20 protein-coding genes are annotated in these 21,032 nt (G+C 48.8%); 11 read left to right on the top strand and 9 right to left on the bottom strand.

Annotated elements, in window-relative coordinates; translation table 11 throughout:
* Positions 1 to 13: 13 nt before the first annotated feature.
* The 7 genes from eno (at position 14) to JK130_RS16200 (ending at position 8,325) form a co-directional block, all read left to right on the top strand.
* Positions 14 to 1,306 carry a phosphopyruvate hydratase gene (eno, locus tag JK130_RS16230; RefSeq protein ID WP_218355381.1) on the top strand — a complete coding sequence of 431 codons (1,293 nt, stop codon included), beginning with the start codon at positions 14 to 16 and terminating at the stop codon, positions 1,304 to 1,306.
* Positions 1,307 to 1,365: 59 nt separating this feature from the next.
* Positions 1,366 to 2,070, top strand: a complete 705-nt coding sequence (locus tag JK130_RS16225; RefSeq protein ID WP_218355380.1) for a hypothetical protein — start codon at positions 1,366 to 1,368, stop codon at positions 2,068 to 2,070.
* Positions 2,071 to 2,357: 287 nt separating this feature from the next.
* Entirely contained in the window at positions 2,358 to 3,920 is a 1,563-nt protein-coding gene (gene leuA / locus JK130_RS16220) for a 2-isopropylmalate synthase (protein ID WP_218355379.1), read from the top strand.
* Positions 3,917 to 5,017 carry a 3-isopropylmalate dehydrogenase gene (gene leuB / locus JK130_RS16215; RefSeq protein ID WP_218355378.1) on the top strand — a complete coding sequence of 367 codons (1,101 nt, stop codon included), beginning with the start codon at positions 3,917 to 3,919 and terminating at the stop codon, positions 5,015 to 5,017. Before leuA ends, leuB begins: the two co-directional genes overlap by 4 nt.
* Positions 5,018 to 5,022: 5 nt before the next feature.
* Complete coding sequence (gene leuC / locus JK130_RS16210) at positions 5,023 to 6,423, top strand: 3-isopropylmalate dehydratase large subunit (RefSeq protein WP_218355377.1); 1,401 nt, start codon at positions 5,023 to 5,025, stop codon at positions 6,421 to 6,423.
* A 3-nt stretch (positions 6,424 to 6,426) separates the two neighbouring features.
* The gene (leuD, locus tag JK130_RS16205; RefSeq protein ID WP_218355376.1) at positions 6,427 to 7,035 is read left to right on the top strand and encodes a 3-isopropylmalate dehydratase small subunit; all 609 of its coding nucleotides are present in this window, start codon (positions 6,427 to 6,429) and stop codon (positions 7,033 to 7,035) included.
* A 135-nt stretch (positions 7,036 to 7,170) separates the two neighbouring features.
* Positions 7,171 to 8,325, top strand: coding sequence for an HD-GYP domain-containing protein (locus JK130_RS16200; protein WP_218355375.1), 1,155 nt, complete (start codon positions 7,171 to 7,173; stop codon positions 8,323 to 8,325).
* A gap of 3 nt (positions 8,326 to 8,328) precedes the next feature.
* Here the strand turns inward: JK130_RS16200 and JK130_RS16195 are convergent, their stop codons facing one another.
* Positions 8,329 to 9,441, bottom strand: coding sequence for a general secretion pathway protein GspB (locus JK130_RS16195; protein ID WP_218355374.1), 1,113 nt, complete (start codon positions 9,439 to 9,441; stop codon positions 8,329 to 8,331).
* The gene (locus JK130_RS16190; RefSeq protein ID WP_218355373.1) at positions 9,434 to 10,345 is read right to left on the bottom strand and encodes an ExeA family protein; all 912 of its coding nucleotides are present in this window, start codon (positions 10,343 to 10,345) and stop codon (positions 9,434 to 9,436) included. Before JK130_RS16190 ends, JK130_RS16195 begins: the two co-directional genes overlap by 8 nt.
* 148 nt (positions 10,346 to 10,493) lie before the next feature.
* Between JK130_RS16190 and JK130_RS16185 the strand changes: the two genes are divergently transcribed.
* From JK130_RS16185 to hemW, 4 genes are all read left to right on the top strand, one after another.
* A complete protein-coding gene (locus tag JK130_RS16185) occupies positions 10,494 to 11,591 on the top strand; it encodes a tRNA nucleotidyltransferase/poly(A) polymerase-related protein (RefSeq protein WP_218355372.1) in 1,098 nt (365 codons plus the stop codon).
* Positions 11,592 to 11,663: 72 nt separating this feature from the next.
* Positions 11,664 to 12,923: an ATP-dependent RNA helicase SrmB gene (srmB, locus tag JK130_RS16180; protein ID WP_218355371.1), complete on the top strand. Its 1,260-nt coding sequence runs from the start codon at positions 11,664 to 11,666 to the stop codon at positions 12,921 to 12,923.
* 12 nt (positions 12,924 to 12,935) lie between these two features.
* Positions 12,936 to 13,538 carry an RdgB/HAM1 family non-canonical purine NTP pyrophosphatase gene (gene rdgB / locus JK130_RS16175; protein ID WP_218355370.1) on the top strand — a complete coding sequence of 201 codons (603 nt, stop codon included), beginning with the start codon at positions 12,936 to 12,938 and terminating at the stop codon, positions 13,536 to 13,538.
* Positions 13,531 to 14,670: a radical SAM family heme chaperone HemW gene (gene hemW, locus JK130_RS16170; protein ID WP_218355369.1), complete on the top strand. Its 1,140-nt coding sequence runs from the start codon at positions 13,531 to 13,533 to the stop codon at positions 14,668 to 14,670. Before rdgB ends, hemW begins: the two co-directional genes overlap by 8 nt.
* Here the strand turns inward: hemW and JK130_RS16165 are convergent.
* The 7 genes from JK130_RS16165 to JK130_RS16135 form a co-directional block, all read right to left on the bottom strand.
* Positions 14,667 to 15,461, bottom strand: a complete 795-nt coding sequence (locus tag JK130_RS16165) for a YggN family protein (protein ID WP_425514623.1) — start codon at positions 15,459 to 15,461, stop codon at positions 14,667 to 14,669. The two genes, hemW and JK130_RS16165, sit on opposite strands and share 4 nt — an antisense overlap.
* A gap of 101 nt (positions 15,462 to 15,562) precedes the next feature.
* Positions 15,563 to 16,072 carry an Lcl C-terminal domain-containing protein gene (locus tag JK130_RS16160; protein WP_218355367.1) on the bottom strand — a complete coding sequence of 170 codons (510 nt, stop codon included), beginning with the start codon at positions 16,070 to 16,072 and terminating at the stop codon, positions 15,563 to 15,565.
* A complete protein-coding gene (locus tag JK130_RS16155; protein ID WP_218355366.1) occupies positions 16,069 to 17,793 on the bottom strand; it encodes an Lcl C-terminal domain-containing protein in 1,725 nt (574 codons plus the stop codon). Before JK130_RS16155 ends, JK130_RS16160 begins: the two co-directional genes overlap by 4 nt.
* Before the next feature lie 66 nt (positions 17,794 to 17,859).
* Entirely contained in the window at positions 17,860 to 18,351 is a 492-nt protein-coding gene (locus JK130_RS16150) for a PAS domain-containing protein (RefSeq protein WP_218355365.1), read from the bottom strand.
* Complete coding sequence (locus tag JK130_RS16145; RefSeq protein WP_218355364.1) at positions 18,352 to 19,347, bottom strand: response regulator; 996 nt, start codon at positions 19,345 to 19,347, stop codon at positions 18,352 to 18,354. It abuts the gene before it with no gap.
* 146 nt (positions 19,348 to 19,493) lie between these two features.
* Entirely contained in the window at positions 19,494 to 20,243 is a 750-nt protein-coding gene (locus tag JK130_RS16140; protein WP_246587850.1) for an LrgB family protein, read from the bottom strand.
* Positions 20,230 to 20,613, bottom strand: coding sequence for a CidA/LrgA family protein (locus JK130_RS16135; protein ID WP_218355363.1), 384 nt, complete (start codon positions 20,611 to 20,613; stop codon positions 20,230 to 20,232). Before JK130_RS16135 ends, JK130_RS16140 begins: the two co-directional genes overlap by 14 nt.
* Positions 20,614 to 21,032: the final 419 nt, after the last annotated feature.

The following is a 21,032-nucleotide window of genomic DNA, read 5'->3' as shown; positions in this document are numbered from 1 at the left end:
TTGAGGAAAAAACATGGCGAAAATTAGTCGCATAGTTGGACGCGAAATTCTGGATTCTCGTGGTAATCCTACGGTAGAAGCAGATGTTTATCTGGACAATGGTGACATGGGTCGTGCTGCTGCGCCTTCAGGTGCATCAACCGGTTCTCGTGAAGCACTTGAGTTGCGCGATGGCGATACCAGTCGCTACCTGGGCAAGGGTGTGACCAAAGCGGTTGCAGCCATTAATGATGTTATTGCTCCGGCACTGGTAGACAAAGATCCTACCGCCCAAAGTGATATCGATGACATTATGCTGCAGCTTGATGGAACCGAGAACAAAGAAACTCTAGGGGCCAATGCTATTCTGGCGGTTTCTCTGGCCGTGGCCAAAGCCGCCGCTGCTTATAAAAAAGTAGCCCTTTACGAGCACATCGCCGACTTAAATGGGACCTCAGGTCAGTATTCTATGCCAGTTCCGATGATGAACATCATCAATGGTGGTGAGCACGCTGACAACAATGTAGATATTCAGGAGTTTATGGTACAGCCTGTCGGTGCTGCCAGCTTCAAAGAAGCCTTGCGTATGGGCGCTGAAATATTTCATGCACTGAAAAAAGTACTATCTGCCAAAGGCCTGAGCACTGCCGTAGGCGATGAAGGTGGTTTTGCACCAAACCTGAGCTCTAATGCTGAAGCTCTGGCTGTCATTGTAGAGGCGGTTGAAAATGCTGGCTACAAAATGAATGAAGACATCACTTTAGCCTTAGATTGCGCCGCTTCTGAGTTTTACAAAGACGGCAGCTATGTGCTTTCTGGTGAAGACAAGCGCTTCAATTCTGAAGAATTTGGTGACTATCTGGCCGATCTTGCCAATCAATATCCAATTGTGTCAATTGAAGACGGTTTGGACGAAAGTGATTGGGACGGCTGGGCCAGTCTGACCAACAAGATTGGTGACAAAGTACAGCTGGTCGGCGACGACTTGTTTGTAACCAACACCAAAATTCTTAAGCGGGGTATCGATAACAACATCGGTAACTCAATTTTGATCAAGTTTAATCAAATCGGTTCGTTAACCGAAACATTGAACGCTATCAAAATGGCCAAAGAAGCCGGCTTTACTGCGGTAATTTCGCACCGCTCAGGTGAAACCGAAGACGCTACTATCGCGGATTTGGCGGTAGGCACCGCAGCCGGTCAGATTAAAACGGGTTCATTATGCCGTTCTGACCGCGTAGCGAAGTACAATCAACTGCTGCGTATTGAAGAAGCGCTGGGCAGCGCCGCAACGTATCGTGGTCGCTCAGAAATCAAAGGTCAGTAAGACTTTTTATGCCGGTAGTATAGCTACCGGCCTCGCTTCCTGTTAGGTTAAGCCTATCTGTGGTCAACCCGTTACAGGCTATGGCATCTGGCTTAGACTCTAATCAAACCAATTTTTTTGTTGCTCAACATCAATTAGATACCGCCCCCGCTTATTACACCGAGCTTTGCACGGCATTGTACGAACGTGAGCTGTTTTCCTTAGCTAATACGCAGCAAAGTAATATTGCCCGCTTACAGCAACGGCTCAAAGGCTTGTCTTATCACATTCGCCGGGCCGCCTATTTTATGGCATCAAATATTACGCCGCTGGCATTAGACACTCACAATGCCACCTGGACCGCCAATCAGCGAAAAAAGAATCCAGCATTAAATGTAAATCTGGCCGCCAATCAGCAATGGCTTAGTCGCTACTCAGCCCACGGTCTGGTGGTTTGTGTTTGGGTACAAGAACTGTCACAAGGACATATTGAACTGGACTCAATAGACCGGGTGCTGCCTGAAAAATCGTTGCTGCATACTAATAAGCACGGGTGGTTTACCCTAGAAGGTAAAGCCGCAGAGCCAGAATCTGATACCTATTCACAGCGCCAACTTTGTCGTCCCAATAAAACCTTTGTCACCGCCGCGTGTTGCGGCCATCAATGGAACCATAAAGGCCCTGTGCCGCCCCGCCCGCTCACACTACGGGAAATTTTGCTGGCTTCTACCATCAACTGGACCCATTTTCGTACCCCTTACAAACAGTTAAACGTAACTAAGTAACTGGTCAAACCATTGTTATACGAAAGATGCAAGAGAACTTGTTAAATTAAATTTCGCAACTATGTAAAGAAAGGTTGACCTGCATACCATAGATAGTTACATTGAAAGCCACAAACTGGTTAGCAACACAAGATTGAATGTAATGTTTCGCGTAAAAAGCCGCCATCTTCTTCTACTCCTTCTTATGACAGGTGCACTGTACGGGTAGATTGCAACCAGCAACAAATTTCACCAAAAACCCGTGCTTAGCACGGGTTTTTTTTGCCTATTAACCACGAGACAACGCCATGACGAATCAAGTCAAAATCTTTGATACCACACTCCGAGACGGTGAGCAGGCATTGTCTGCCAGCCTAAGTGCCAAAGACAAGCTTCAGATCGCGCTGGCTTTGGAGCGCTTAGGTGTCGATATTATTGAAGCGGGGTTTCCGGTGTCTTCGCCCGGCGATTTCGCCTCGGTTCAGATGATTGCCCGACAGATCAAAAACGCCACGGTGTGTGGTTTGGCCCGGGCTGTAAAAGCCGATATTGACGCCTGTGGTCAGGCACTTAAGGTGGCCGAGCAGTTTCGTATTCACACGTTTATTGCTACCTCGGCTATACATGTAGACGCCAAACTGCGTAAGTCACAGGATGAGGTGGTTGATATGGCGGTGGCTGCGGTAAAACATGCCCGCCGCTATACCGACGATGTTGAATTTTCTTGTGAAGATGCGGGGCGTACGCATATTGACTATTTGTGCCGCATGGTGGAAGCCGCTATTACCGCCGGCGCCGGCACCATTAATATTCCCGATACTGTAGGCTATACCACGCCTACCGAGTTTGGGGGAATTATTACGCAGCTGTTTAACCGGGTACCCAATATTGATCAGGCGATAATTTCAGTGCACTGTCACAACGATTTAGGCTTGGCAGTGGCTAACTCACTGGCCGCTGTGGAAGCCGGAGCCCGGCAGGTTGAAAGCACCATCAATGGAATTGGCGAGCGCGCCGGAAACTGTGCTTTAGAAGAAATTGCGATGATTCTACAAACCCGGGAGTCAATGCTGGGGTTAACCACCAATATCAAGTCTAACGAAATTTCACGTACCTCAAAACTCGTCAGTCAGTTGTGCAGTATGCCGGTGCAAGCCAACAAAGCTATTGTGGGCGCAAATGCGTTTAGTCACTCTTCAGGTATACACCAGGACGGGGTGCTTAAAGCGCAGAACACCTACGAAATCATGACCCCCGAAAGCGTAGGAATTAACAAAAACAATCTGAATCTAACCTCTCGTTCGGGGCGCCATGTTATTCGACACCGCCTGCAAGAGCTGGGCTACAGCGAATCTGACTACGATTTAGAAGCTGTTTACGCCGACTTTTTGCAGCTAGCCGATACCAAGGGAACCGTATACGATTACGATTTAGAAGCATTGTTGTTCTTTGATAAACAAAAACATGAGTCAGCGTTTTACAAATTGTCGTACCTACAGGCCACCAGCGGCCATGAAATCATTCCCAGCGCGACAGTACGGTTGCAGGTGGGTGACACTCTGGTTACCCGCAGCGCCACGGGCAATGGTCCGGTGAACGCCGCCTATGAAGCTATTATGGATATTCTGGGCCACCAGGATATCGAAATTGTCGATTTTACTCTGGATTCAAAAGGTGAAGGGGCCGATGCTCTGGCGCAGGTCAGTGTTATTGCTCAATATAACAACCGGCGTTTTCACGGGCGCGGACTGGCCACCGACATTGTAGAAGCTGGCGTTAATGCGCTGATTTATGTTCTCAATAACACTTATGTGGCTGATCAGATTGACCAGCATCGACAGCAACACGACACTGTAGCAGGTATAAAATGAAGTCATTTAACATAGCCGTTTTGGCGGGCGACGGAATTGGCCCGGAAGTAATGCAGCAAGCCCACAGAGTGTTGCAAGCTGTTAGTGCGCGCTTCAATATTACCTTTGAGCTTAACGAGCATCCCGTGGGTGGCTATGCCATCGATACCGCAGGCGAAGCTTTGCCTACAGCAACATTGCAAGGGTGTGAGCAGGCAGATGCTATCCTGTTTGGTTCTATTGGAGGACCAAAATGGGATTCATTACCTATTGAGCAGCGTCCAGAGCGGGCAGCACTGCTAACATTGCGCCAACATTTTGATTTGTTCAGTAATTTGCGGCCAGCGCGTATTTATCCTGGCTTAGAGCATTTAAGTCCTTTGCGCGCAGATATAGCGGCAAGTGGCGTCGATATTCTGGTGGTCAGAGAGCTGACCAGCGGTATTTATTTTGGTCAGCCTAAGGGCCGGGAAGGCGAAGGTGAACATGAGTACGCCTTTGACACCATGCGTTACAGTAAAAAAGAGATTCGCCGGATTGCCGTCGCCGCATTTGAAGCCGCCCGGTTACGTGGCAAAAAAGTAGCATCGGTCGACAAAGCGAATGTGCTGCAAACCAGCCGGCTATGGCGCGAGGTCACCGAAGAGGTCGCCGCGCAATACCCGGACGTCACTTTGGAACATATTTATATAGATAATGCGACCATGCAGGTAATGAAAAACCCGGCACAGTTTGATGTCATGCTGTGTTCAAACTTGTTCGGCGATATTATCTCTGATGAGTGCGCCATGATGACCGGGTCGATGGGTTTGCTGCCTTCTGCGAGCATTAATGAACAAGGCTTTGGTTTGTATGAGCCCGCGGGTGGCTCGGCGCCAGATATTGCCGGAAAAAACATCGCCAACCCTATTGCTCAGATTTTATCCGCAGCCATGATGCTACGCTTTAGTTTGGGACAGAACGAAGCCGCCGATGCTATTGAGCAAGCCGTAGTAAAAACCCTGGAAGCCGGTGTACTTACCCGCGAATTATTAACCGAAGATAAGCAGCAAAGCGCCGCCACGACCGTCGAAGTGGGTAACGCTGTGGTGCAGTTCATTTCATCACAGGAGCAATAGTCAATATGGCTAAAACACTGTATGACAAAGTCTACGATGCCCATATTATTAAGGCGCCGGGGGACGATAACCTGTTGTATATCGACCGTCACCTAATTCACGAAGTCACCTCGCCCCAGGCCTTTGCCGGATTAAAGGAAAAAAATCGTAAAGTTCGCCGGCCCGATCGCACTATTGCGACGATGGATCATAGTATCTCCACACGCTCACTGGCACTGGATGCCTGTGGTCCGCAAAATGCCCTGCAGTTACAGACGCTGGCCAATAATTGCGCCGAACATGGTATTGAACTGTTTGCCGTAGGTCATCAAAAGCAAGGTATCGTGCATGTTATGGGGCCAGAGCTGGGGTTAATTCAGCCCGGAATGACCGTAGTATGCGGCGATTCACACACTGCTACCCATGGCGCTTTTGGAGCGCTGGCCTTTGGTATTGGTACGTCGCAGGTCGAACATGTACTGGCAACCCAAACCCTGAAACAAAGCAAAGCCAAAAGCATGTTAATTCAGGTTGATGGACAACTGGCCGCGGGTACTACGGCCAAAGATATTGTACTGGCAATTATTGGCCGTATCGGACATGCTGGCGCTACAGGCTATGTTATTGAATATGCTGGTGATGCAATACGCGCATTGTCGATGGAAGAACGCATGACTGTTTGCAATATGAGTATTGAGGCGGGCGCTAAGGCCGGTCTGATTGCGCCTGACGAGACAACCTTTGCTTATTTGCAAGGCCGTGATTACGCACCTACCGAATCCCACTGGCAGGACGCCAAAACATATTGGCAGACATTGTACAGCGATGCTGAGGCTCAGTTTGACAAAGTTGTTACGCTAAAAGCAGGTGATATTGCGCCGCAGGTAACCTGGGGCACAAATCCGGGCCAGGTAATTGGCGTTAACACTCCCATTCCTGCTCCGAATGACTTTACCGACGCCAGCGAACGCGAAAGCGCAGCCAAAGCATTGGATTACATGGGATTACAGGCAGGGACAAAATTATCTGACGTTGCTATTAATCAGGTCTTTATTGGCTCGTGCACCAATGGCCGTATTGAAGATTTGCGTTCAGCGGCCAGTATTGCCCAACAAGGCAAAGTTGCCGATAACGTAACGGCTATTGTGGTACCGGGTTCAGCCGCAGTAAAGCGGCAGGCTGAAGCTGAAGGCTTAGACCAGATATTTTTACAGGCGGGCTTTGAGTGGCGGCTACCGGGTTGCTCAATGTGCCTGGGTATGAACGATGATGTTTTGCAAAAGCACGATCGCTGCGCCTCCACCAGTAACCGTAATTTTGAAGGCCGTCAGGGCCGTGGCGCCCGTACCCATTTGGTTAGCCCGGCCATGGCTGCTGCCGCTGCACTACGCGGTCATTTTGCCGATGTCAGAGATTTTCAGGAGTAACGCATGACAACCACCACTGGAATCAGTACCCATACTGGTCGCGCTGCCCCGCTCAACCAGGCAAATGTAGATACCGACCAAATTATTCCGAAGCAATTTTTAACCGGTGTTACTCGCGCGGGTTATGGCAAACATTTGTTTCATGACTGGCGATATCTTGATCTGAACGAGCAAGAACTAAATCCTGATTTTGCGCTAAATATGCCCGAGTATCAGCACGCCAGTATTTTGCTATGCCGCGAAAACTTTGGCTGCGGTTCTAGCCGTGAACACGCTCCCTGGGCGCTGGCCGACTATGGGTTTAAGGTTATTATTGCCACCAGTTTTGCCGATATTTTTTATGGCAACTGCATTAATAATCAGTTATTACCGGTGGCCCTTGGCAATGAACAAATGGACACTTTATTTGACCACGTTAACGCTCAGCCAGAGGCCGAAATTCATGTCGACTTACCCAATCAGACGGTTAGCGTAGCTGACCATCAGTTTAGTTTTGACATCGCTGGGCAGCACAAACAAAACTTACTGAAGGGGCTTGATGCCATAGGCCAGACGCTTGAGCATGAGGGTCAGATTGAAAAGTATGAAGATAACGAACCTGTTTGGTTATAAATCCTCTATAATTGCCAATAAATATTGATAGTACAGCGGTCGCGGTCTCGTTTTATCTTAGTTTTCGGTAGATGATTAACCCACTACGGTTCATCAGATAAATAGATTCAGCGACGGTTTTCAAAAGGATTTTTAATGCTCAAAGACATTTCTATTGATGAATTAATACCAGGAATGTATGTCAGTCAGGTTGTTGAGCAAACAGGTACGATGCGGGTGCGTTCTGGTGGTCTGGTAAAAACTCAGAACGTTATTGAACAGTTACGCAAAAAAGGCATTGTGCGTGTTGAGGTAGATTACGCACGCAGCCGTTTGGGTGGCAGTAACAGCAAATCTGCAAAACCTGTCACCAGCGCCGGGCTGGCAAAGGCCAATACTCTGTACACCGAAGCGATCTCTATCCAAAGAGGGGTCCTTGAACAGTTAAAAAGCCGTTCAGCAGATGACATCGCCGGGACGGAACAACTGGCTCAGCATATTATTGATGGCGTATTTGAAAATCAGGATGCGTTGGCATGTCTGACTATGATTAAAAACACTGACGAATATATGCTCGAACATTCAATAAACTGCAGTATTTTGATGGCTATATTTGCTCGCCACCAGGGCTATGACCGCGCTACCATCGATACATTGTGCACGGGTGCGTTACTTATGGATGTAGGAATGTCGATGATTCCTGAACATTTTCGGCACAAGGATGCCGTGTTGTCTGAAAAAGACTGGCAAACCATACAGTCTCACGTACCAAAAGGTCTGGCGCTGGTCAGTCATTTTTCAGACCTTGATGCCAGTGTCACCGATATTATCGCGCAACATCATGAACGGGTAGACGGCAGTGGATACCCCAATAAGCTTCAAAATGATGCGATTTCAATATTTGCCAGAATGGCCGCAATCGTCGACTCTTACGATGCCATGATATCAAATCGCACGCATCAACGGGGCGTAACTGCTGCGGTAGCGATGAAACGGTTAACGGCAAATGAGGGGTTAGATCAGAATCTGGTGCGTCAGTTTATCCGAAGCCTGGGGGTACATCCGGTGGGGTCGTTGGTCAAGCTTAACAGCGGACGCCTGGCGATGGTCGTGCAATCTAACTCTGATGAAATGCACAAGCCGGTAGTAATGACGTTTTATAGTATGCACAGCAATAATTACAGCGAAGTCAAGCGAGTAGATTTGGCAAAGGCCAACGACCGGATTGAAGCCGCGGTTCGTCCCGACGATTTTGGTATTAACTTACCAAAATTTTTTCGGGACGTATTTATTCACCAGCTGCCCGGTTAATGATCACCAGTCGGTCAGGGCGGCCATACTAAACTGTTCGCCCTGAAACGACAAAATCACCCGTCGGCCCTCAATTTTTATTACCTGCACATTATCGGCGATCCAGTCACCTTCGCCGCGCTGTGAACCATTAACTCTTACCCACCTGTCCACCGGATTACTGGCATACATATGAGCTGAAAACTTCATGGCGGGCAAACGAGTCAATAGCCGGGCCGGAAGTTCATCTACTCTTGGAATGGTGTCTGAAACTTCAATGGACTCACGCGATGTAGTGGTATCTGCCGGCGAACTGTCTAACTCATCAATGGCTTTATTAAATTTTTCGAGCAGTTCTTGCGACACATTTGAATTATTACTTTGCGCCGGTTTATTAAGCACTTTACCGGCATAGTCGTCAGTCTCGCTTGTTTGCGCCTTTACCGTTGACTCAGCGTCAGCTTGAGCCCGTTGCTTCGGGGTGTCTGTTTGTTGCTGGTTTTGTTGGTCAAAAGCGGTATCTGAATCAGCTGTACCCTGGCCACCAGAAACAGATTCTGTCGGAACTTGAGCAGATTCGGGGCCCGGTGTTAACAAGGCGGCTGCCTCGCGGGTTACCTGTGCTATATCGGGTGCGGGGCGTACCGGCTTTTGTTGCGCCACCGGTAATGGTTTATCAGCCTGAGCGATTAATGTCTGCGTTGACCATAATGCTGGCCACCACCCTGATGCGCTACCACCGGCAAACCCCAGCAGCAAGCCTAGTGCCGCAATAGCAACAAACTGCCCCGCCCGTTTCACGGTGCGACGCCATGGCGACTGCAGCCCTTGTAAGGTGGGTAAAAACAAACTGCGGTTAAATTGGTCTGACAACTGTGTGTCCTGGGTGCGGCGGGTATCGTGATCGCCACGCAACAGTTGCTGCGTTTGGGTTCGGCTTGCTACTGGCTGTTCAACTTCAACCGTTTGCGATGGGTCAATTTGTACCTCTTGCACGCCCATCTCGGCTAACCCGTGTACCATACTCTGACTGGTTACCAAGCCTGATTTGCGAATTTTTACCGGCCCATTTTGCTGGGTTATCTGGACAATCACCATGCCCGGCTCTAGTTCTTCAATACGGCGTAGTTCAGACATAGGTGCTTCCTAGTACAAATCCGGCCACCAACGCGCTGACAAACGTAATAACCAGCCAGGCTTTGCTGCGCCCCTCGAAACGCTGTTCAACAACATCTTCACCAAGAATCTGACGGGCCGCCGCTAGAAACAAATGCTTTTGAACCACCGTTTGTTGCGCGGTGTAAGCCAGGGTTAAAGCGCGATCGCATAATAAATTAATGACCCTGGGAATCCCCGCGGTAATACGATGAACAGTGCGTACCGTGGCTGAGCTAAATAAGTTAATATCGCCCCCCGCCACATTGAGACGATGACCCATATATGCACTGACCTCAGGGGCGCTTAGCGGCAACAAGTGATAGCGCGCGGTAATGCGCTGTGCCAGTTGTCGTAATTCGTTGCGCTTTAACAGTTGCTGTAATTCAGGCTGGCCAATCAAAACCACTTTGAGCAACTTTTGCCGGTTGGTTTCTAAGTTGGTCAGCAGTCGTAACTGTTCTAATACCTCGGGCATCAGATGCTGCGCTTCATCAATTAACAGTACCGTATTAAAACCGGCCTGATGATTATTGGCCAGCTTTGTCAAAATATGGTCGGTGAAGTATTTCAGGCTACCCTGCCCCGGCTCATAATCAATGCCTAATTCATCACACACCGTGGCTAACAACTCAAGTGCTGAGAGCGTAGGGTTAAGAATCATTGCCACCTGAGTGTTATCCGGAAGTTGCTGTAACAACTTACGAGATACCGTGGTTTTGCCGGTACCCACCTCGCCGGTCAGCATAACGAACCCGCCGCTTTCACGCAGACCAAAGGTTAAGTGCGCCAACGCCTCTTTGTGCCGGGGGCTCATGTACAGGTAGTCGGGGTTGGGAGCAATAGAGAACGGGTTATCATTGAGCCCGAAATAATTCAGATACATGCATCAACTTCAAAAGTGTGAAAATACGCCAGTAAAACTACCCAGTGACTGAACATATGTCAAAACATCCGCGCCATTACAGGCATTTTTTTTGTGCATCAGGCATAATTTGCCTCTACATTCTGATAACCAAAAAATACGGTAATCTATGAAAACCTATTTGGTAGGTGGCGCGGTACGCGATGAACTGCTTAATCGCCCGGTCACTGAAAAAGACTGGGTGGTCACCGGTGCCACCGAACAAATGATGCTAAAGCGCGGTTTTACCCGGGTTGGCAAAGATTTTCCGGTATTTTTACATCCGCAAACCAAAGATGAACATGCCCTGGCCCGGTTAGAAAAAAAAGACGGCAAGGGCTATACCGGTTTTGTGTGCGACGCAGGCCCGAAAGTAACCTTAGAAGAAGACTTGTTGCGTCGTGATTTAACCATCAACGCCATGGCCAAAGACGCCGACGGACAAATCATTGACCCTTACAATGGTCAGCAAGATTTGGCCGCACGCAATTTACGCCATGTTTCGGCGGCGTTTAGTGAAGATCCGCTGCGTGTGTTTCGGGTTGCCCGCTTTGCGGCGCGTTATCATAAGATAGGCTTTGCGGTTGCCCCAGAAACACAAACTCTGATGCAACAAATGGTCAAATCGGGCATGTTAAGCGAACTCACCGCTGAAAGGGTTTGGCAAGAAACTCGCCGCGCAGTAATGGAAGACCACGCGCCGGTATTTTTTGAGGTGTTAAACAGCGCAGGTGGTTTAAACGACTGGTTTGGCGAGCTAACGCCCTTTACCTGCGAGCAAGTAAAGCCACTTAAGCTGGCCTGTAAAAGCCATGCTGAGTTGCCGGTGCGTATGGCATGTATAACAGCGCTGATCACCCCTGCACAAACACAGGCATTGATTGGACGTTTAAAGTGTCCGAATTCGGTTAGCGAATTGGCGCTACTGGCCGCTCAGTATTGCCAGGTTTTGCTCAGCGCACCCAACGCACAAACGTTGTTGGACACCTTCAACCGATGCGATGTCTGGCGTCGCCCTGAGCGCTTTGGAATGCTGCTGGACGTGACCCGGTTTGTGGGCAAAGCGCAGCTTGTTAACTGGCCAGTCATTGACATCTATAACGCTATGACTGCTGCGGGTGCAGTCAATGTGCAGCAAATTATTGCGGCGGGGCATCAGGGGGCTCAAATTAAAACCGCCCTGGCTAATGCCCGCTTACATGCTATTGAAAAAATACTCAGTAATTAACTAACGAATCCTGCTTCACCCTGACCGGTACAGTGTTACAATATCGTTTTTGTATTGAGTATTAGCACAACTATGACATTTCAGGAACTTGATCTTGACGATACCCTTTGCCATGCTGTGGCGGACATGGGCTTCGACAAGCCTACCTCTATCCAGTCTATGGTTATTCCACAGGCCATGGATGGGCGGGACATTATGGCCAGCGCGCCCACCGGTACGGGCAAAACCGCGGCGTTCCTGTTACCTGCTTGTCAGTTTTTACTTGATTACCCACGTAAAGAGCCCGGCTCCACGCGTGTTTTAATTCTTACACCCACCCGTGAGCTTGCCATCCAGGTGTTTGAACAGGCCAAGGCCATTACCGCGCATACCGACTTGGTGTGCGGCGTTATCACTGGCGGCATTAACTACGGCACCGACCGCGAAACCTTGAATCAGAACCTGGATATTCTGGTGGCCACCCCGGGTCGGTTGCACGAACATATTCGTTTAGAGTCCGCCGATTGTCGCAACATTGAGTGTCTGATTTTAGACGAAGCTGATCGTATGCTTGATATGGGCTTTGCCAACATTGTTAACCAAATTGCGGCAGAAGCTCGGTGGCGCAAACAAAACATGCTGTTTTCAGCGACGCTGGAAGGCAAAGGGGTAAAAACCTTTGCCACTGAAATTTTAAACGACCCGGCGGTATTTGAAGCCTCACCTTCACGTAAAGAAAAAGCTAAAATTTTACAGTGGTTTCACCATGCCGATACGCTTAAGCATAAACAAGAGCTGCTGGTACATATTCTTAAAAACGACATCTCTAATGCTGTGGTGTTTGTAAAAACCCGCGAACGTTTACAGTCGCTCAAAGACTACCTGGCCAGCCAGGATATTATGGTTTGCTGGTTGCAGGGCGAGATGCCACAAGATAAACGAAATGCGGCATTGGCGCGCTTCAAATCGGGCGAAGTGCCGGTACTGCTGGCCACCGATGTAGCGGCCCGAGGTCTTGATGTACCCGATGTCTCACATGTTATTAACTATGACATGCCGCGCAAAGCCGACACCTATGTACACCGTATAGGCCGTACCGGGCGCGCTGGCGCTAAAGGTATCGCTATTTCGCTGGTAGAAGCCCACGATTTAGCTGTAGTAGGTCGTATTAGTCGCTATACCGAAGAGCCTTTGAAAGCCCGGGTGGTGGATGCATTGCGCCCGCAAAATAAAACGCCAAAAGTGGCGCCAAAAAAGAAAAAAGTAAAGAAAAGCACAGTCAAAAAGTCGGTCTCGAAAAAGTCGGGTGCGAAAAAAACTGGCAAGAAAAAGTCCACCAAAAAGAAATCGTAACAAGGATATTATATGGCCTTTCCAGATAAAATTGTGCTTGCTACCGGTAATAGTGGCAAACTCAAAGAATTTACAAACCTGTTTAGTGAGCAGCAGGTAAGTATAGTGGGACAAGCCGACCTGGGCGTTAAAGAAGTGCCTGAAACCGGCACTACTTTTGTTGAAAATGCCATTATTAAAGCCCGGCATGCAGCCCGACAAACCGGCTTACCTGCCATTGCCGATGACTCGGGCATTGTGGTTAATGCCTTGGGTGGCGCGCCGGGCATCTATTCTTCGCGTTTTGCCGGCGAAAATGCGACCGATATTGATAATGTCGAATTGCTGCTTAACCGGATGAACGGTGAAGCTGATCGGCGGGCGCATTTTATGTGCACGCTGGTGTACTTACGTCATGCTGACGATCCGGTCCCCCTGATAAGCCAGGGGCACTGGCACGGTCTTATCAGCAATCAAATAAATGGTCACGGCGGCTTTGGCTATGACCCTATATTTTATGTTCCGGCCCAGGAATGCACCGCCGCAGAGCTTGACAGTAAAACCAAAAATAGCCTGAGCCATCGCGGTCAGGCCATGACCTTTTTGCTGCAGCAAATGAGGCAGGCTTTTGCTTAATCCACCGCTGAGTCTGTACATCCACATTCCCTGGTGTGTGCAAAAATGCCCATATTGCGATTTTAACTCGCATGGCTTAAAAGACACCCTGCCCGAAAGCGAGTACGTGGCGCACCTGCTTAATGATTTGACCGCCGATGCAGCGCTTATCGGGCAGCGTGAAGTGACTACCATTTTTATTGGCGGCGGCACGCCGAGCTTGTTCAGCGAGCACGCGATTAGTCAGTTATTAAACGGGGTGAAAGCCCGGGTTAATTTAGCCCATAATGCCGAAATAACCTTAGAAGCTAATCCGGGCACCCTGGAAGCCGACCGGTTTAAAGGCTACGTTAATGCGGGTATCAATCGTATTTCGGTGGGTATACAAAGCTTTAAAGCGCGGCATTTGTCGGTATTAGGACGCATTCATGATACCGCACAGGCCAAACAGGCGATTCATCAGGCCCATCATGCGGGTTTGAATAGTTTTAATTTAGACTTAATGCACGGCTTGCCTGACCAAAGCCTCGACGATGCCATGAGCGATTTGGATGAAGCCATTTTCGCCGACCCGGCGCATTTATCATGGTATCAACTGACCATTGAGCCCAACACGCCGTTTTACTCGCGTCCGCCTGAATTGCCCAACGACGATATATTGTGGGACATTCAGCATGCTGGCCACCAGCGCCTTACTCAGGCTGGATATCGTCAGTACGAAATATCAGGCTATAGCAAACCCGGAAATGAATGCCAGCATAATTTAAACTACTGGCGTTTTGGCGATTACCTGGGAATTGGGTGTGGTGCCCACGGAAAAATTACCGACCCGCAAAACGGCACTATTACCCGTACGGTAAAAGTTAAACATCCGCGGGGCTACATGGAATTAACCCGGCCTTATCTAGATACACAGACGATGGTAGAGAAAGACGATCTGGCGTTTGAGTTTTTTATGAATCGCTTCAGGCTGGTTGAGCCCTGTCCCAAAAAAGACTTTACCGATTTTACCGGAGTGTCGCTTAACGATATGCAACAGCAAAGTCTGGCAGAAGCTGAACAAAAGGGGCTATTGGTTACCAACGCCACGCATTGGCAGGTAACCGACCAGGGCCGGCGTTATTTAAACACCCTATTGGCGTCTTTTGTTTAGTTATTTGAGGTGATCACATTGAAGGGTTCAAGTCCCTTCACAGAAGCTCGAAGTTTTTCTTCTGTTTCATCCAGCTGCTTTAATTTATTACAAAACCAGTGGGCTTTGTTTTTCAGCGTTAGAGCTTTGGGCCCGACATCAGGTTCAAGCTGTTCACCTACCGCCTCTAACTGGCGGGTTAGTTCGGCCAGTTTGATACTATCGACATCCTGATTGGCAGCATTAATGCCACTAATGGCTGAAAGAATACCACCAATTGACGTAGAAATAGTGCTTTCAAGCTGAGCCTCTATTTCGGTATCAACAAATTCGTCCACACTTTCAAGCGACCCCGGTCCAATAAAATAGTGGTCACTCGCGTGCCGAAATTTTTCTTTAACCCGGCTTTTTACCCGAGTCATTGATTCTTGCAGACGTTCGTAGCTGTCGTGATCGCTGCCTACCAGCCCCAGGTAAACATGGTCGATGGTATCAACGGCCAAATCTACCCCTTCGGTAGCCAGAATAATCATTTTAGGCACCACGTAATGAAGCCCCTGGGCATAGTCGGTCAGCCAGGCTTGCTGTTGTTCGTCAAGCTGTTGCCAGCGGCCCTGAACAAACAGTTGCGACTGCTGATTAATCTGAACCAGGGTACGCGACTTGTCCATTACCCGAAGTTGGTTGTCGTTAACCACCAGCCCGTAGGCAAAATCTATATCGCAGGTAAATTCGGTCGCTTCAGCTGAAGTACTGAAAATAACTGTACATAGTGCTGTACATATACAAGAAAAAAGCTTTGGCATTGTCATACTATGTAGTTTGAACCGCCGCAGGATAAATAAAAAGGCAGAATGAGTCCAGTCTGCCAATATTCAGGTTAAAGCTGGTACCATTTAAACAGTCAGTCACACTATGGCTGAATATAGGTTTTTACCAGCCGGACATACACAAATCGATCTTTTTGTTTAATTGAATGACTGGAGTTAAAAAAAGCCACCACCCACGCGCGCTGGGTGTCGGTTAACGACGGGGTTGATGTCCAGAAGTCATCCGGTGGGGTGTTGGGAAAAAAGGTTTCATTAATCGCGGGTCTGACACAAAGACGATCGGTAACCGACGCCAACTCTTTTACATTGGGTAACCGCCATCCGGCCTGGGACTCATCATTTGCCTGGTGCGCAAGTTGTAATGCTTCTTGCCAGGTATATTTTTTTGCCTGGCCGGTACAGGTTGTACCATCCCACTGCTGGCCCTGGGCGCAACGTTGCCATACCAGTTGTGTTGTGGTGTGTAACACCTGCGCGTCGTCTAACGCGGTAAAGTTAGCATCTGGCGTGGTTTCTTCACCCGTGGTCAGACAATACTGAGCTACACAAACGGGGCTGACAGCCAGTAATAAACCAGTAAGAAGTGCTTTCATTGTGTTCTCCCTGCGCGAACCAGACGAACGCGGGCTACGTTCCCTTTATCTAAAAAGTTATCGACCCCGGAAGTAAAATCGATGGCCCAGGCATTTTGTGCAGCGTCGCTAATCACGCCATCTGCGCCCGGTTGAGACGTCCAGTACCAAACCGGCGCCTCGTTAATCTTACCGGTGTTAGGAAAGTAATCGGTATCAATCATGGCGGTAGTGGTCTGGCCAAAGTGTACCAGGCTCATCAATTCAAAATGATTAGGCAGGCGCCAGTCATAAAAACCGCACAGCCCTTCAGCGCGTACCGCGGCTATAAAGTTACGGGTGTTACATCCTGTAATTGAACAACTTGCGGCTACACTGCTTTCAACGCCCTCATTGCCGCCGTTGTTTTCGCCCTGATACCAGGTATAAGTATGCGCGCCATCGTGCAAGGCGCCATCCGCCGTTTTCACTTCCCATACCAGACCGGTGGTATTGTCGCGCACACAGCTAAATTGCGACTCGGCAGCGTCTTGTTCATCGCCATTTTGATTTAGCTTGGTAAAATCGAAACCTGCGGCGCCACGTCCTGCTTTTTCAAGCAGCCCTTGCGCTGCAGCTACATCCGCGCCGCGCTGCCCATCCTGACCCGGAAAACTATTCTGCTGGTCGTTATTAACGGCTGACGCTGAGGCCTGAGCAATAACACCGGTATCGTTAACATACGCCACAGGCATTGGACGAACAGTGACCATAATATTATCAGACACCCTGTTACCGTTAGCATCAGTAACATTGAGAGTAAACGAAACGGTTTGCTCCCGGGTGACTTCTGGCGCAATAACATGGGTCGATAGTTTGTCAGACTCTTCTATGCGAAACTGCTGATTGTTTGAGGTTTCCCACTCATAATGTAAAGGCAAAGCCGAAGCCACACTTGAGCTCGCGGTGCCGTTTAATATAATGGGTTCACCGCTAAAGACGCCCTGCCCTGATCCCGCATCAACAGTAGGTTTGGTATCAGAATCGGGTTGTATAATTAACGTAATGGTATCACTGTCGCTGGCTTCTTCGTCATCTTCTACGGTTAACCGAAAACGCAGGGTTTGCTCTGTACTGGCTACCGGGGTGGTGAACGAAATGGTAGGACCATCAAGCGCAACATCGGTAGTGACATCGACACCTTCTAATTGTTCCCACTGCCAGGTGGTAATGGGGGCCGATTCATCGCTGGCATCGTCATCGGTGCTGGCGCTGCCATCCAGGGTTATATCGATACCGGCTGCATACCGACCGGCTTCATCGTCAGTGGGAGGCGCGGTAATTTTTGCCCGGGGCGGTTCGTTAACCGAACGCGCTGTAATCACCAACGAGTCAGTCACCTTTTTACCGCTTGAGTTAGATACCGTAACCGACACTGTATAGGTTTCAGGCGCATTAAGCTGGGGAAGGGCTATGGTTGCTTCAGGCAAACTGACATCTTGTTGTTCGATGGTTAGCTCAGGTTCACTTTGCCAGCGGTAAGTAAGCGCACCAGTGGCGCCTGAAACCTGCGCTGAAAGAAACACGGTGGTTTGTTCACTGGCCTGAACATCGGCTCCGGCATTCACTGCAAATACCGGCGACACTGTCTCTGCGCCGGTTTCACTGTCGCCACCGCCGCCACATGCGCTTACTGCCATGACCAATAACATTAAAAATACTCCGCGAACGGGCATTTTCAAAAGGTTGCTTAATTTTTCCATACGCACACCGCTATATCATCGAAAATCACTATCTGATAGCGTGAACCTACCACGCCGAAAGTAGAGTCAGTTTGTGCGCTGTTGTCGCTCCAGCATTTCGGTTTGGGTAACCTGAAGCGACTCTAATTGCTTTTTGCCTGCAGCAATGTCGGTCACGTCGTAAATCATCATACTGATATTTTCTACGGACCCATTCGCTGAGGTTAGCGCTGACAAAGTAATGTTTTGATACATGTACTGCTCATTACCTGTAATCGGCCGGTAATTAGGAAACTTAAATAAATAAGGCCGCTGCTCCCAGGTCATAAATGCCCGCGTTTTGAGCTCAAATACTGGCCGCGCTTTTTTTTCAAACCAGTCGGGGCGAATATCGGGAAATAAGCTAAACAAAGACCTCTCACGAACCTGTGCAGGCAGTAGCCCGCTGTGGCTTTCCATAAATGCGTTCCAAATTTTGACCTTAAACTGGCGGTCAAGAACAACAATGCCCACGTCGACCGTTTGCAGCATATCCATCATCCAATGGAATTCCTGTAGATCATTTAACGAATCATTCATTTAAAGATCCTCCAGCAAATGGGCCAGTTTTTCATTCATCGTAACCATAGAGTCTTCGGTGAACAGCAAAATCAGATCGCAACGTACATCATACCCTTCCAAGCCATAGCTAAGCTCGATGGCCAGGGTACGACGCCAGAAACTACGATTAGTGGCGATAAGTTCAGTAATAACACGGTGCTGGCCCAACACGACTGGATGTCCCTGACTAAATACCACATCCAGTTGCTCGGCCAGACCGGTCAGACAGGTGCCTATCAAAATACTGGCGGCATCCATAAGCAGCTCTAGCTGAATCCGATCATCTACCTGCTCTTTCACATCTAATATTTTGGCGACATCTTCAAAACTGGAATCACTTAGAATACATAACGCTTCACCGCGAATACCCTGACCAATAAAGCCCTGACACACAGCGGTAACTTCTTCATGACTTTCGATATCCGATAGCATCATATGCAATTCAGACATCTCGATTAAATTTACATTGGGAATAGGCAAGTGCACAAACACGTTCATAATTCGGGCGAGGTGATCCCCTGCCCGGCCCATAGCAATATTGGTGATCTCTTGATAACAATCGCGAATATTGGGATCTAATTCAGAATCGTCTGGCACATTTTCGCTATGCGCGGCAAGCAAACCATGCTTTGTTAAAGTAGCCGTAAGAGTAGCCACACCTACCGGTTTTTGAATAAAGTCGCAGGCCCCTAAGGCCATCACCCGCTCGTGAGCTTCGGGCTGAATATCGCCCGAAATCACCACTGTTTTTACCGGCATGTTGGCATCTTGTATGGCTTTTAATGTGGCATAGCCGTCCATCACCGGCATATTCAAATCCAGTAACAATAAGTCGCCCTTACCTTGCTTTAGTAAACTCATGGCTTCTTCGCCATGCCTGGCGAAGTGTACTGCTACCTGCCAGTCTTGCGGCAGGCTTTTGGCAACCTGCTTACGCGCTACCATTGAATCGTCACACACTAAGACTGAAAACATTGTATTGACTACCATCCTGTTGTGGCTGTGCTACAAAACCGACAAACGCTGCAAAATTTGCTGCCTGGTTCTCGGTAATCATAAAGCTATAATTAGATTTTTAGCACTTATCGGCCGAATGTCTATAGAACATAAGGTGAATATGCTTAGAGCATATGAATGATGAGCGGCAACACGATTGCCGTCATAATTCCATTCAAACACAGTCCCAGACTGGCCATGGCCGCCTGCGCCTCACCCATACGTATGGCCCTGGCCGTACCAATAGCATGCGCCACACTTCCTAAGGCGATACCTTGGGCTTGTGGATGTGTTATGTGAAGAACACGAAAAGTAAACGGACCGGCTATAGCCCCTACAATTCCGGTAGTAATAACAAATACCGCAGCCAACGCCGGTATGCCACCAATTATACGACTGGTCTCCATGGCCAACGGGGTCGTGATGGATTTAGCCAGCACCGTCATCTGTAGTGCCAACGGGGTGCTGGTTAAATATAAACATAACCAGGCCAGTAACGGCGCAATAACGCCGGCTACGGTAACGGCAACCACAATTCGCCAACCCAATTCTCGAACCTTCTGCCACTGCGCATACATTGGTAATGCCAGAGCTACCGTTGCCGGGCCCAGCAGCCAGTGGATAAGCGCTGTATATTGCTGATAGTTCGTCACGCTATGATGCAAGATAAACACTGCGCTCAACACCAGACAGGTGGTAATAATGAGCGGATGTAATAGCGGGTGCCCGTTGGCTTTGTGACTAAGCTTCAGAGCACCGATGTAGCAAATCAATGTTATGCCTATCCAGGCTATTGCGGTGAGGGAGCTGGTCTGGACCAATACATTTGCAGCCTCATGCAGTACAGTGTTTACCGCTTGTTCAAACGTCATCATTGCCGCCTGCTTTCAGGGCAAATACACGCTGTGCGACCCAGGCCGATAATGCCAGAGCTACAATGGTCGACAGCCCAATGGCCAAACTTAATGCCAGCCAGTGAGTTTTAATATCGCCGGCAAAAAGAACAATGCCGGCAACTGCGGGAACAAATAACACAATCATATGGTTAAGTAAGGGCTTGGCTCCCGCGTTTATTGCAGTAGGTACCTGCCTATTGACCAGCAAAAAGAACAAGAGCAACAACATTCCCGCTAGCGCACCAGGAAAAGGCAAATTGAAGGTCAGTACAAAAACCTCGCCCACCAGATAACACAAAATTAAAGCAAACATTCCACCAATGGTAAGCAGCAAAGTACGCATAAACATTAATATAAATATAACTCAGTGATATCGCGATGGTACTTTAGGTACGTGGTCATCACCAGTCGTGATGGGGAAATTAGTGACTATACAGTCCAAAGAAATAACATAGAAAGGGCGATTAATTTTAATCAGGGAAGGGGTACTCAATACGAGCCAGTTAAAGGTGATAGGCCACATAACCTGCCAAGCGTATTGCAAATTAACGAGGGTTGAGCAATTTATATGGGTTGTTCAAAGGCCGCTTTTTTTATATTGCCCCGGTAAAGAAGTTTGGACGATAGAGTCGTTATCGTGTGTATACCCACCCAGGTAAAAAGCCCGACTGAATCCACCCTGAGAGCAACCCGCGAATTCAACCCCGAAGTGCACCACTCGCTAAATTAAGCCGCGTCTCGTAACTGCTTGAAGACTACAGCAGGTTG

It is taken from the genome of Alteromonas lipotrueiana (genome assembly GCF_019249245.1).
In the GTDB taxonomy this organism is placed as follows: Bacteria; Pseudomonadota; Gammaproteobacteria; order Enterobacterales; family Alteromonadaceae; genus Alteromonas; species Alteromonas lipotrueiana.
Note: the sequence above shows the minus strand (reverse complement) of the source record. Positions and strands in the feature narration are given on the sequence as shown.

Coding starts and splice junctions, on each gene's coding strand:
- leuB (WP_218355378.1), top strand. CDS start 3,917: ATGAAGTCATTTAACATAGCCGTTTTGGCGGGCGACGGAATTGGCCCG.
- srmB (WP_218355371.1), top strand. CDS start 11,664: ATGACATTTCAGGAACTTGATCTTGACGATACCCTTTGCCATGCTGTG.
- eno (WP_218355381.1), top strand. CDS start 14: ATGGCGAAAATTAGTCGCATAGTTGGACGCGAAATTCTGGATTCTCGT.
- JK130_RS16135 (WP_218355363.1), bottom strand. CDS start 20,613: ATGTTTATGCGTACTTTGCTGCTTACCATTGGTGGAATGTTTGCTTTA.
- JK130_RS16200 (WP_218355375.1), top strand. CDS start 7,171: ATGCTCAAAGACATTTCTATTGATGAATTAATACCAGGAATGTATGTC.
- leuA (WP_218355379.1), top strand. CDS start 2,358: ATGACGAATCAAGTCAAAATCTTTGATACCACACTCCGAGACGGTGAG.
- JK130_RS16150 (WP_218355365.1), bottom strand. CDS start 18,351: ATGAATGATTCGTTAAATGATCTACAGGAATTCCATTGGATGATGGAT.
- JK130_RS16165 (WP_425514623.1), bottom strand. CDS start 15,461: ATGACAATGCCAAAGCTTTTTTCTTGTATATGTACAGCACTATGTACA.
- rdgB (WP_218355370.1), top strand. CDS start 12,936: ATGGCCTTTCCAGATAAAATTGTGCTTGCTACCGGTAATAGTGGCAAA.
- JK130_RS16195 (WP_218355374.1), bottom strand. CDS start 9,441: ATGTCTGAACTACGCCGTATTGAAGAACTAGAGCCGGGCATGGTGATT.
- JK130_RS16190 (WP_218355373.1), bottom strand. CDS start 10,345: ATGTATCTGAATTATTTCGGGCTCAATGATAACCCGTTCTCTATTGCT.
- JK130_RS16160 (WP_218355367.1), bottom strand. CDS start 16,072: ATGAAAGCACTTCTTACTGGTTTATTACTGGCTGTCAGCCCCGTTTGT.
- JK130_RS16155 (WP_218355366.1), bottom strand. CDS start 17,793: ATGGAAAAATTAAGCAACCTTTTGAAAATGCCCGTTCGCGGAGTATTT.
- JK130_RS16140 (WP_246587850.1), bottom strand. CDS start 20,243: ATGATGACGTTTGAACAAGCGGTAAACACTGTACTGCATGAGGCTGCA.
- leuC (WP_218355377.1), top strand. CDS start 5,023: ATGGCTAAAACACTGTATGACAAAGTCTACGATGCCCATATTATTAAG.
- JK130_RS16145 (WP_218355364.1), bottom strand. CDS start 19,347: ATGTTTTCAGTCTTAGTGTGTGACGATTCAATGGTAGCGCGTAAGCAG.
- JK130_RS16185 (WP_218355372.1), top strand. CDS start 10,494: ATGAAAACCTATTTGGTAGGTGGCGCGGTACGCGATGAACTGCTTAAT.
- leuD (WP_218355376.1), top strand. CDS start 6,427: ATGACAACCACCACTGGAATCAGTACCCATACTGGTCGCGCTGCCCCG.